Here is a 12,074-nt window from a genome sequence, read left to right on the forward strand (position 1 = left end):
TGATCGCACCCAAAAGCCATCTTGCGCTGGGCGTATGCCTGGCGTTTGCCGCCAGTGCTCCGGCGCTGGCGTCGTTTGATATGGATTACTGCCCCTGGGGTCACGCGGGCTGTTTTATCGTCAGTCCGCCGGTACTCGCCATCAACACAGACACGCGCGATAATCTGCTGCGTCTGGTGGATGAACCGAAAAACTTTACGCCGCTACGCCAACCCGTTCCGGCAGACATCACCCGTAGCCGGGATTTCTATTTCGGCATCCATATGGATAACCCGACCAGCCAGCCGCCGACAGCCACGACTACCGCAGAAACACCGGTGGAAGAGACACTGCATCACCAGATGACGGCGCTGGGGCTGGATCCTGATGCCGCAACGGATGCCGTGCTTCAGCGCATGACCGCGCAGGGTGCCGATCTCCAGGAAGCCAGTAATGCAACGATCCAGCAAGATGAACTGGAAAATCGCTTTGTTTCGCGTAATGACGAAACGCTTTCCGCCTTTTTCGCCGCACTGCTCGCTGATACCTCACTGAGCCATGAGCAACGTCAGGCTCTGGCAAAAGCGCGTATGGCCGTAAACGGCACAGAAGCCAGCGAGCAAACGGTAAAAGCACTTTCATTCCCGCAAGGATCGCCAGCACAGGGATTTCAGGCCTATTTACAAGGCGCGAATGCGTTCTACGCAGGCGATTTTGACGCCGCAGGGCAGATATTTACGACCCTCAAAACCAGCCAGCAGCCGTGGCTTGCCGAGACGGCCAGTTATATGTTGATGCGCAATGCGCTCAATGCCAGTAGCGCAAATGCCAACGGCGAGTATGGCGATTTCGATGTCCATAAAGTGGATAAAGCCCTCGCACAGCAGGCGCGGGAGGCCGCAGAAAGCTATCTGAAAACCTGGCCGACAGGGCGCTACGCCGACTCCGCACAAGGGATGCTGCGCCGTATTAACTGGTATTTACAGGATGGAAATGCGCTGGCGAAGCTCTATGAGCAGGCACTGGCGCAAACCGAAAACGCCGATGCGCTGGTGGATATCATCGCCGAGAGCGACAACAAGCTGATAAGCCAGGATCTCACCTGGGGAAGCGACGCCTTTCTCACCGCGCCAGACGCCTCGCTGCTGACGTTTGTGCAGACGCTGCGGCTGATGCGTAATAACACCTGCGACGGACGTTCCCATTGTGTGGATCAGGCATGGCTCGACAGTCTGAAAGCCGACTTTGAGAAGAACAAACATGCGGATCTGTGGAATTACCTGCGCCTGATGCTGGCCTGGAGCAAGCAGGATTACGCCACGGTGCAGAACGCTATTACGCCCGCCCCGTCTCTCCCCCCGCACAATATTCTCGCCTTCAGCGAGCAGGTGCTGTATGGCGATGCGCTGATGGCGCAAAAACAGTGGCCCGCCGCGCAGGCGCACTGGCTGCATCTGCTGGATCTGAGTAAAGATGTTGAACAACAACAGCTTCTGCAAGCAAAACTGGCGGCCACGCTGGTAGAGAGTGATGCGCAGGCGCAGATTTTTGCCGCAGACAGCCGGGTGACCAATTTGCGTTACCGTTCGCTGGTGCTGAAAACGCAGGCCTCGCGGGAGTTGCTACGCCAGCAGGCCACGCACGGGCCCAATAAAGAAGAGCGCACCATCGCCCTGCACACGTTACTGACGCGCGATCTGACTGAGGGTCATTACGCCGACTGGTTGCAGGATATGTCCCTAGTGGCTGCCATTACGCCGCCGGTTGCTGACGAGGCATTTGATGATGTGAAGCTGAGTACCTTTGGCTGGAAAGGCACGGAGAAAGAGACCGCATACTTCTGCGCGCCGCTGGAGACTACCGTCACTACCCTGAGCCAGAAAGCGCACGATGCTCACGCGTTGAATTGTCTGGGTGAGTTCTTCCGGACTACGCAAACCCGCGTGACGCTGGAGAAAGATCGCGGCGGTAATGACGTGCTCGACGTCGCGACGCACGCAGAAGAACGCCCCGGCGTGCCGCACCGTCTTGCCATATATCAGCAGGTTATCGCCGATGCCAAAGCCGAACCCGAAGATAAAAGCTATGCACTGTACCGGGCGGTCATGTGCTATGCCCCCTCCGGTTATAACGATTGTGGCGGCAAAGACGTCGATAAAGCGGTGCGTAAAGCCTGGTTCCAACAGTTGAAGAGCCGTTATCCTGGAAGCGTATGGGCCAGAGATCTCAAATATTACTGGTGATCGCTCTTTTTGCCGTGCTTCTTACTCCCTCTGCCTTCGCGGCAGAGGGTAGCCAGGCGTTTTGGCTGTGGTCTGGCGTCCGTCCCACAGCAGCATTACGCAATGCGGATACCGTTTATCTGCACCAGGGCGATGTCGTTGTCCTGGCGGGCAATGCGGTATTTGAACGTAAAGGCTTGCCGATCAACCGGATGACGTTTCCGCGTATCTGGCTAACCGTTCGCTTTACCACGCTGGATGTCCCGGACGCTCTCCTGCTGCGTCTTACTCGCCTGCTGGCGCGTTGGCACGACGCCGGGAATGCTGTTGTAGGATTACAAATAGATTTTGACGCGGCCACACATCAGCTTGAGGATTACGCACAGTTTTTGCGCCGGGTGCGAAAGAGTCTACCCTCGCAGTATGCGTTGGGCGTGACCGGGTTACTGGACTGGGCGAAAACCGGCAATGTGCAAACGCTGAACGCCCTGCCGGTGGATGAGCTGGTGGTGCAAAGCTACCAGGGGCGCAGCACGGTGGACAATTACACTGCCTACCTGCCTGCGCTGTCCGGACTGCGTTTGCCATTTAAACTGGGCGTGGTGCAAAACGGCCAGTGGAACCGTGACGAAGAGCGGCGTATTGCCGCTTCGTCATGGTATCGCGGTACGGTGATCTTTATGCTTAACCCTTCGCGTGGTGATGGCAGCAGCCCGAAAGGTTATCAATAATCGGGCAGTCTGCGCTGTCGTCTCCGGGGCAGGAATCCGCCAGCGCCAACAGTTGCGTACGCATCTGCTGCAATTCGATGATATGCCGTTCGATCTCCGCCACTTTCTGCAATGTGCGCGCTTTCACATCCGCGCTGTGGCGGGCCGGATCGTTAAACAGGGTGACCAGCTCGCCGCACTCTTCAAGGTTAAATCCAACCTGGCGTGCCTGACGTAGCAGGGTCAGCTCATTTAAATGCTGTTGCGTGTAGCTGCGATAGCCGTTTTCACTGCGTAACGGCGGCGTGACCAACCCTTTTTCTTCATAAAAACGGATCGCTTTGCTGGTCAAACCGGTTTTTTTTGCCACATCGCTGATATTCACATTTCCCCCTTGCAGTCCGTGTTTCCGACCATACCGCATGATTACCCCGACACAACATAGAGTATAGGGTCTTTAACCCGACCTGACGTCAGGCGCACAATAGTAAGCGGCATACTATGCCAAAACAAATATATCATTGTTGCCAATACATTTTTTATTTACCCCTGTTACCGCTTCGCTATAACATGTGGCCGGATGTTTCAAAGAATGATAAATGATTTACACACAGGAGTTGTTATGAGTGATATGGCGTTTTGCCGTGGTTGCGGAAAGGAAATTCATAAAGAAGCGGTTGCCTGCCCGAGTTGCGGCGCACCACAGGCCGTGGCGGGAACCAAAAGCCGCATTACCGCCGCACTGCTTGCTTTCTTCTTTGGTGGATTTGGCGTGCATAAATTTTATTTAGGGAAAACAGGCCAGGGTATTCTTTATCTCCTGTTCTGCTGGACCTTTATTCCTTCCATCATCGCGTTTATCGAATTTATTATTTACCTGTGCAATTCCGATCAGGAATTTGCCCGTAAATACGGTTAATGATCTGCCCTCTTTACGCGTCAAGCCTCGCACTATGCGGGGCTTTATTTTTTATTCTCGCCCGACAGGCCTCTCCCGGTAACAACGCGCGTTCGCGCGAAATAACCGCTCCTGCATCAGCAGCCGAACTTTGCCATTAAATAAGATTACTCTTATTTTCAGCCTGTTAGCGTTCGGTAGCATGGCTGCGCTTTGTGATACCTTATGTTTACTCTTTTCTCTAAAGGGATGTTTATGGCATGGGATAAAGATGCAGCGGTGGCGTACCTGGTGAAACATGCCGGAGCGAAATCGCGCTCAGAATGTGCTACCTACACACGTCAGGCCATATCGGCAGGCGGAATCAACCTTATCAGAACAGGCGATGCCAAAGATTATGGTGACTCGCTGTTAAAAGCAGGATTTACAGCATTACCCGCTTCGGCTGCGCCGGAAAAAGGCGATGTTGCCATTATCCAGCCTTATCCAGGCGGTAATATCAGTGGCCATATGACGATGTTTGACGGCAAAAACTGGTATTCAGATTTTAAACAACGGGACATGTACCCCGGCCCCGGCTATCGCAGATTCCACCCACCGTATGTTATCTACAGGAAAAAATGATGCGTTACGTACTGTCATTATTGCTGGCGCTTTACCTTCCTTTCGCAAGTGCAAACACCGGAACGGATGTACAGAAAGAGATCACGGCGTTTTACACTTATTATCTGAATGAATTTGGCAAAACGCCGCCGGATGAACTGATTAAAACGAAAACCATGCAGCAATGGGCATCGAAGAAATTACTGGCGCGAATGGCCGTTATTTATGACATGCCTGAACAGGAATTATTGGGCTCAGATTATTTCACCTATTGCCAGGACTATGACCCGGCATGGATTGCGCGCCTTAATGTCTCCCCCGCCAAACCAGACGGAGACAGCATGAAACTGGACGTTTCGCTGGGTATTGAAAATAACAAGGCAAAACATCTTCAGGTATGGACGCGTAAGGAAGAGGGCAAATGGAAAATATGGCGAGTCGTTGACGCCGGAAACCATTACGAGCAGAAGCTCTATTAACGCAACCCAATCAGCCCTAAGCCCCGCTCATATCGCGGGGCTTTTTTATGGTGATGCTCTGCAGCAGCGCTGCAGAGCAGAGGACAACGCCCACCTTCTTTGCGGATCGCCCTTGACCTTCCCCTTGATGGAAGGTTTAAGCTTCATCACAGTCACTATTCAGCATCATCATTAAGGAGATCGAGTATGTCTCACACTATAGAGCTAACCCTTGATGGCCTCTCCTGCGGCCATTGCGTTAAACGCGTGAAAGAGAGTCTGGAAAAACGACCGGACGTCGAACATGCAGAGGTCACCATTGAACGTGCGGAAGTCACCGGTAGCGCCAGCGCTGACGCGTTAATCGCCACCGTACAGGAAGCCGGCTACGGTGCGAGCGTAAGCCACCCAAAGGCTAAACCGCTGGCAGAGTCATCACTCCCGTCGGAAGCACTGACAGCGGCCACTTCTGAGCTTCCGGCAGCCGATAACGTTGACGACAGCCAACAGCTGTTGATCAACGGCATGAGCTGCGCCAGTTGTGTCTCCCGGGTGCAAAAAGCCTTGCAGGCAGTCCCCGGCGTTACACAGGCACGGGTTAACCTGGCGGAGCGCACCGCGCTGGTCATGGGCAGCGCGCCCGCCACAGAATTAGTCAACGCCGTCGAGCAGGCCGGCTACGGCGCAGAAGCCATTGAAGATGACGTTAAACGGCGTGAACGTCAGCAAGAAACCGCCCTCGCCACCCTGAAACGCTTTCGCTGGCAGGCCATTGTTGCCTTGCTGGTTGGCGTGCCGATCATGGTATGGGGGATGCTGGGCGACAATATGATGGTGACCGACGCCAACCGATCGCTGTGGCTGGTTATCGGTCTTATCACCCTCGCCGTCATGGTGGTAGCGGGTGGTCATTTTTACACCAGCGCATGGAAAAGCCTGCGTAACGGCAGCGCCACCATGGATACGCTGGTGGCACTCGGCACGGGTGCTGCCTGGCTCTACTCGATGAGCGTCAACATCTGGCCCCACTGGTTCCCGATGGAAGCGCGGCATCTCTACTACGAAGCCAGCGCGATGATCATCGGCCTGATTAATCTCGGTCATATGCTGGAGGCGCGTGCGCGCCAGCGTTCATCAAAAGCGCTGGAGCGCTTACTGGATTTAACCCCGCCAACAGCGCGTGTCGTGACCGCCGACGGTGAGAAAAGCGTGCCGCTGGCTGAGGTGCAGCCGGGGATGACGCTGCGTCTGACGACCGGCGATCGGGTTCCGGTGGACGGTGAAATCAGCCAGGGAGAGGCCTGGTTCGATGAAGCGATGCTCACCGGTGAACCGATCCCGCAGGAAAAAGGCGACGGCGACACCATTCATGCCGGAACCGTGGTGCAAGACGGTAGCGTCTTGTTTACCGCCAGCGCCGTAGGGAGCCATACCACCCTGTCACGCATCATCCGCATGGTGCGCCAGGCGCAAAGCAGTAAACCCGAAATAGGTCAGCTTGCCGACCGTATCTCTGCCGTGTTTGTGCCGGTGGTGGTGGCAATCGCACTGTTGAGCGGCGCCATCTGGTTTTTCTTCGGCCCGTCGCCGCAGATTGTCTATACGCTGGTGATCGCTACTACCGTGCTGATCATCGCTTGCCCCTGTGCGCTGGGACTGGCGACACCGATGTCGATTATTTCCGGTGTCGGCCGCGCTGCGGAGTTTGGTGTGCTGATCCGTGATGCCGATGCGCTGCAACGCGCCAGTACGCTGGATACCCTGGTGTTTGACAAAACGGGCACACTGACCCTCGGTAAACCTGAAGTGGTGAGCATTAAAACGCTCTCCGTCGATGAAAACACTGCACTGCGTCTGGCGGCTGCGTTGGAACAGGGCTCCAGCCACCCGCTGGCGCGGGCGATCCTGGACAGAGCTGCCGCCGAAACGCTACCGCAGGTTAATCAATTCCGCACACTGCGCGGTTTGGGCGTCAGCGGCCAGATAGACGGGCGCAACGTTCTGCTGGGTAATCAGGCGCTACTGGCTGAACAGAACGTTGATACGCACGCGCTTGAGGCTGAGATAAGCGAACAAGCCAGCCGCGGTGCAACACCTGTGCTGCTGGCAATCGACGGCGAAGCTGCGGCGCTGTTTGCCATTCGTGATCCGTTGCGTGAAGACAGTGTTGACGCGCTGCAACGTTTACACCGCGCCGGGTACCGACTGGTGATGCTCACTGGCGACAACCCCACAACTGCAAAGGCCATTGCGCAGGAAGCAGGCATTGATGACGTGATTGCCGGTGTATTGCCGGACGGTAAAGCCGACGCCATTAAAAAACTGCAACAGCAGGGTCGCCAGGTGGCGATGATTGGCGATGGTATCAATGATGCTCCCGCACTGGCACAAGCGGATGTTGGTATCGCCATGGGCGGCGGCAGCGACGTGGCGATTGAGACGGCGGCAATCACGTTGATGCGCCACAGCCTTCTGGGTGTTGCGGATGCACTGGCGATTGCCAAAGCCACGCTGCGCAATATGAAGCAGAACCTGCTGGGGGCGTTTATTTATAATTCGCTGGGCATTCCGGTGGCGGCAGGCATTCTCTGGCCGCTGACCGGCACATTACTCAACCCGGTGGTGGCGGGTGCGGCAATGGCGCTTTCCTCCATTACTGTGGTGAGCAACGCCAACCGCCTGCTGCGTTTCACACCGCGTCAATAACCTTTCCCCCGCCGGTCACCGGCGGGGTTTACACCTTCCTGCGCTGCGCGTTAGCATGGCGTTTTCTTTTCAGGAAGCGCGTATGGCCCTGTTTCAACGCTTGAAAACGTTTTTTCGTGCGCTGCTGGTGCGCCGTTATCGCTGGCCCGCTCAGGATATTACGCTGCCCGGTAATCGGTTGTTGCATCTGGTCGGCAGCATCCATATGGGGACGCAGGGTATGTCGCCCCTGCCTGATGCCCTGCTGCAAAAATTGCGCGAGGCCGATGCGCTGATCGTGGAAGCCGATGTCGCGGGTTCCGATTCCCCTTTCGATAATCTTCCCCCTGTCGCCCCCCTTGAACAACGCCTTTCCCCTGCCTTGCTGGAGGAACTGGATAAGACGCTGCAAACCTTGTCGCTCTCGCGGGAGGAGTTTGAACACCGTCCCGCCTGGCATATCGCGCTGGTGTTGCAGGCAACGCAAGCTCAGCGCCTGGGGTTACGCCCGGAGTACGGCATCGATTACCAGTTATTGCGCGCGGCGCAACAATACCAGGTCAGGATCCTCGAACTGGAGGGCACCAGCAGCCAGCTTGACCTCCTGCGTGCATTACCGGATGGAGGTAATGAACTGCTACAGGATACACTCACCCACTGGCATGATAATGCGCGCTTATTGCAGGTCATGATGAGCTGGTGGCTGGAACACGCGCCAGCGGAAAACGAAATGGAACTGCCGGGTACGTTTAGCCAGCCGCTGCATGAAGTACTGATGCAACAGCGTAACCAGGCATGGTGCGAGCAGTTGTTTGCCCTGCCGCCGGGACGCTATGTCGTTGCCGCCGGAGCACTGCATCTGTATGGCGACGGCAATTTACCCTTACTGCTGCGACAGAGAATGGCGCAATAGCGCAAGATGGTACTATTTTCATGCGCCAACAAAGGCGTATGCTGGTCGCGTCAGATTACTGTGGTAAGAAGGATTGCTATGACTCCCGCCGTGAAATTACTCGAAAAAAACAACGTCTCGTTTCAGGTGCACACCTACGATCACGACCCCAATGAAACCAATTTTGGTGACGAAGTGGTGCGTAAACTGGGACTGAATGCTGACCAGGTCTACAAAACGCTACTGGTGGCGATCAATGGCGACATGAAACATCTGGCGGTCGCGGTGACGCCTGTCGCCGGGCAACTGGATCTGAAAAAGGTCGCCAAAGCGCTCGGCGCAAAAAAAGTGGATATGGCCGACCCGATGGTGGCGCAGCGCACGACCGGCTATCTGGTGGGCGGTATTAGCCCGCTGGGGCAGAAAAAACGGCTGCCGACGCTGATTGATGCGCCCGCGCAAGAGTTTGCCTCGATTTATGTTTCCGGCGGCAAACGGGGGCTGGATATTGAACTTGCGGCGAGCGATCTGGCAAAGATGCTGGACGCAAAATTTGCCGATATCGCCCGCCGCGATTGAGGCCGGGTTACTGCCAGCTCACCTCACCTTTCGGTTCGTAAGCATTCACATCCAGCGGTGAATTTTTCTGGATGTACTCTTTCAGCGCTTCGGCATCAATAAAGCCGGTATTCACATAACCGGTTTTATCGTCGAGGCGCGGATAACCATCACCACCCGTAGCGTTAAAGCTCAGGGTCGCCAGGCGGTAGGTTTTTGCCATATCAATCGGTTCGCCTTTGATTTTCACATCACTCAGTTTGCCGTTTTTCGCCACAAAACTGACGTTAGCGAACTGCGGATATGCCCCGGAGTCCGGTTTTTTCTGCGCGACTGCTGTCAGGTAGTCGGTCAATGCCTTACCGTCGAGATCGACATACACCAGCGTGTTGCCAAAAGGCTGCACTTTCAGCACATCTTTATAGGTGATGTCGCCTGCTTCAATCGAGTCACGAACGCCGCCACCGCTCATCACCGCCAGATCGGCGTTGGTGCGGGCCATTTGTGCTGCCAGGATGACGCGCGCCAGGTTGGTTTGCACAAAACGCACTTTGCTGCGATCGCCTTCCAGGTGACCGTTAGTGTTGCCGATTTTGACCTCCAGTTGCGCTTTGCCTTTGTTCTGGAACGGGGTCAACAGGGAGAGCATTTGCGGGTTCTCTGCAATTTCCGGGGTGTAGAGTACGCGTTCACTCTGGCCGTTGTCGTAAGTCACCTTCTTCTTCAGGTTGACCGGGAGAAGCTGGTAGCGCACCAGTTTCATCTCGCCATTACGGAACTGGAAGTCGGCGCGGCCCACATATTTGCCCCATTCATGCGCTTGCACAATCCAGATGCCATTTTGCTGATCCGGCGCACACGGCGTACCAGGCACATAATTGACCTGCTTTTTATTTTCCGAGGCCATACATACCGGGTCTTGTGAGTGACCACCCACAATCATTGCCAGTGCGCCTTTCGGCAGGCTGCGCGCCATTTCGACATCGCCCGGCGCATTGGAGCCATGCTCACCGTTGTCGTAATGCCCCATATGAGTGGTGGCAATGATCACATCCGGTTTTTCATTCTGCTTCAGCTCATCAATCACCAGCCTGGCTTCATCCGCGGGTTTACGGAATTCAATATCGGTGAAAAACTCCGGATTGCCGATTTTTGCGGTATCGTCGGTTGTCAGGCCGATCACCGCAATTTTCAGACCCTGGCGATTGAAGATCATCCACGGTTTAAACAGTCGCTCACCGGTGCTTTTCTGGTAAATATTGGCTGAGAGGAACGGGAATTTGGCCCATTTTTCTTGCTGACGCAGCACGCTAAGCGGGTTATCAAACTCATGGTTACCGACCGCCATCGCATCGTAACCGATCAGATTCATGCCGCGAAAATCGGGCTCCGCATCCTGTAAATCGGACTCCGGAACCCCCGTATTAATGTCGCCACCGGACAACAGCAATACGCTACCGCCTTGGGCGGCCACTTCTTTACGGATGCCGTCCACCAGCGTTTTTTGCGCCGACAGTCCATATTCGCCGTAATCGCTGCGCCAGAAGTGACCATGATGATCGTTGGTATGCAAAATGGTGACGTTATAGGTTTTATCCTGCTCGTAAGCCTGTACCTGCCAGCTTGCCAGCCCCATCGCCGCCAGCAACGCCAGCGCCATACTCTTCTTTATCAATTGCATGCTTCTCTCCCTGACCCCATTAATAAAACTGAGAAATTACAGTGCCTAAGGATAATAGACAAATACGTTTTCAGCATTGCGACTTCCTTCAAACCTTCAGCACAGGTATGTTAGCCAGATAACGATTTACCTTTCTGACACTCTCCACCTCTTCTTATCAACATACGTGGTATTTATGGCAATAAGTGAAACGCAGCAGACACCCCCTGCCGCGCGTACATCGTTCGGTATTCTTGGCGCGATCAGCCTTTCGCATCTGCTCAACGATATGATCCAGTCCCTGCTGCTGGCCATTTATCCGTTATTGCAGGCCGATTTTTCGTTGTCGTTTGTGCAGATTGGCCTGATCACGCTGACCTTCCAGATTGCTTCTTCGCTGTTACAGCCTGTGGTGGGCTACTGGACCGATAAGCACCCGATGCCGTGGTCTCTGCCCATCGGTATGTGCTTTACCCTTAGTGGGCTGGTGTTGCTGGCGCTGGCGGGGAGCTTCGGTACGGTATTGATCGCTGCCGCTCTGGTCGGTACGGGCTCATCGGTCTTCCACCCGGAATCCTCCCGTGTAGCACGCATGGCGTCTGGCGGGCGCCACGGTCTGGCACAATCCATTTTCCAGGTGGGAGGAAATTTTGGCAGTTCTCTCGGCCCGCTGCTGGCGGCGGTGATTATTGCTCCGTACGGTAAAGGTAATGTCGCCTGGTTTGTCCTTGCTGCACTGCTGGCGATTATTGTGTTGTTGCAGGTCAGCCGCTGGTATGCCGCGCAACATCGGGTCAATAAAGGTAAAAAATCCGTTTCAGTGATGAATCCGCTGCCGCGAAACAAGGTGGTGCTGGCGGTTTGTGTATTACTGATCCTGATTTTCTCGAAATACTTCTATATGGCGAGCATCAGCAGTTATTTCACTTTTTATCTGATGCATAAGTTCGATTTGTCAGTGCAAAACGCGCAGATGCACCTGTTTATTTTTCTCTTTGCCGTCGCGGCAGGAACCGTGGTTGGCGGGCCGCTGGGCGACAAAATTGGACGAAAATATGTTATTTGGGGCTCTATCCTCGGCGTCGCGCCGTTTACGCTCGTTTTACCCTATGCAACGCTGTTCTGGACCGGCATTTTGACGGTAATCATTGGTTTTGTTCTCGCGTCGGCGTTTTCAGCCATTCTGGTCTATGCGCAGGAGCTGCTGCCGGGTCGTATCGGTATGGTTTCCGGTCTGTTTTTTGGCTTTGCCTTCGGCATGGGTGGCCTTGGCGCAGCGGTGCTGGGGCTGATTGCCGATCACACCAGTATCGATCTGGTCTATAAAATATGTGCTTTCCTCCCATTGCTGGGGATCCTGACGATATTCCTGCCTGATAACCGCCCCGAAGCCTGATTTCATTGCGGCC

11 protein-coding genes are annotated in these 12,074 nt (G+C 55.0%); 9 read left to right on the forward strand and 2 right to left on the reverse strand.

Going from position 1 to position 12,074, the window contains the following annotated elements:
- The first annotated feature begins 2 nt into the window (after positions 1-2).
- Positions 3-2,222, forward strand: coding sequence for a hypothetical protein (locus O9K67_RS18820; protein WP_061500121.1), 2,220 nt, complete (start codon positions 3-5; stop codon positions 2,220-2,222).
- A complete protein-coding gene (locus tag O9K67_RS18825; RefSeq protein ID WP_061497045.1) occupies positions 2,192-2,932 on the forward strand; it encodes a DUF3142 domain-containing protein in 741 nt (246 codons plus the stop codon). The genes O9K67_RS18820 and O9K67_RS18825 overlap by 31 nt, the downstream gene beginning before the upstream one ends.
- Here O9K67_RS18825 and cueR read toward each other — a convergent pair.
- On the reverse strand, positions 2,886-3,296 hold the full coding sequence (gene cueR, locus O9K67_RS18830; RefSeq protein ID WP_061497047.1) for a Cu(I)-responsive transcriptional regulator: 411 nt from the start codon (positions 3,294-3,296) through the stop codon (positions 2,886-2,888). The genes O9K67_RS18825 and cueR overlap by 47 nt on opposite strands.
- 237 nt (positions 3,297-3,533) lie before the next feature.
- Here cueR and O9K67_RS18835 point away from each other — a divergent pair, with 237 nt between their 5' ends.
- The 6 genes from O9K67_RS18835 (at position 3,534) to ybaK (ending at position 9,026) form a co-directional block, all read left to right on the forward strand.
- Positions 3,534-3,830: a TM2 domain-containing protein gene (locus tag O9K67_RS18835; RefSeq protein WP_061497049.1), complete on the forward strand. Its 297-nt coding sequence runs from the start codon at positions 3,534-3,536 to the stop codon at positions 3,828-3,830.
- Between the two features lie 234 nt (positions 3,831-4,064).
- On the forward strand, positions 4,065-4,433 hold the full coding sequence (locus tag O9K67_RS18840) for a hypothetical protein (protein ID WP_061497051.1): 369 nt from the start codon (positions 4,065-4,067) through the stop codon (positions 4,431-4,433).
- Positions 4,430-4,891, forward strand: coding sequence for a YbjP/YqhG family protein (locus O9K67_RS18845; RefSeq protein WP_245191404.1), 462 nt, complete (start codon positions 4,430-4,432; stop codon positions 4,889-4,891). Before O9K67_RS18840 ends, O9K67_RS18845 begins: the two co-directional genes overlap by 4 nt.
- Positions 4,892-5,077: 186 nt before the next feature.
- A complete protein-coding gene (copA, locus tag O9K67_RS18850) occupies positions 5,078-7,576 on the forward strand; it encodes a copper-exporting P-type ATPase CopA (RefSeq protein WP_061497055.1) in 2,499 nt (832 codons plus the stop codon).
- Between the two features lie 82 nt (positions 7,577-7,658).
- A complete protein-coding gene (locus O9K67_RS18855) occupies positions 7,659-8,468 on the forward strand; it encodes a TraB/GumN family protein (protein WP_061497057.1) in 810 nt (269 codons plus the stop codon).
- A 78-nt stretch (positions 8,469-8,546) separates the two neighbouring features.
- Positions 8,547-9,026: a Cys-tRNA(Pro)/Cys-tRNA(Cys) deacylase YbaK gene (gene ybaK / locus O9K67_RS18860; RefSeq protein ID WP_061497059.1), complete on the forward strand. Its 480-nt coding sequence runs from the start codon at positions 8,547-8,549 to the stop codon at positions 9,024-9,026.
- Between the two features lie 7 nt (positions 9,027-9,033).
- Here ybaK and ushA read toward each other — a convergent pair whose 3' ends face one another.
- The gene (gene ushA / locus O9K67_RS18865; RefSeq protein ID WP_061497061.1) at positions 9,034-10,686 is read right to left on the reverse strand and encodes a bifunctional UDP-sugar hydrolase/5'-nucleotidase UshA; all 1,653 of its coding nucleotides are present in this window, start codon (positions 10,684-10,686) and stop codon (positions 9,034-9,036) included.
- Positions 10,687-10,861: 175 nt separating this feature from the next.
- Between ushA and O9K67_RS18870 the strand changes: the two genes are divergently transcribed.
- Positions 10,862-12,061 (forward strand): MFS transporter, encoded by a 1,200-nt coding sequence (locus tag O9K67_RS18870; protein ID WP_061497063.1) that lies wholly within the window; start codon positions 10,862-10,864, stop codon positions 12,059-12,061.
- Positions 12,062-12,074: the final 13 nt, after the last annotated feature.

The sequence above is a fragment of the Kosakonia oryzendophytica genome, assembly GCF_027886705.1.
Lineage (GTDB): Bacteria > Pseudomonadota > Gammaproteobacteria > Enterobacterales > Enterobacteriaceae > Kosakonia > Kosakonia oryzendophytica.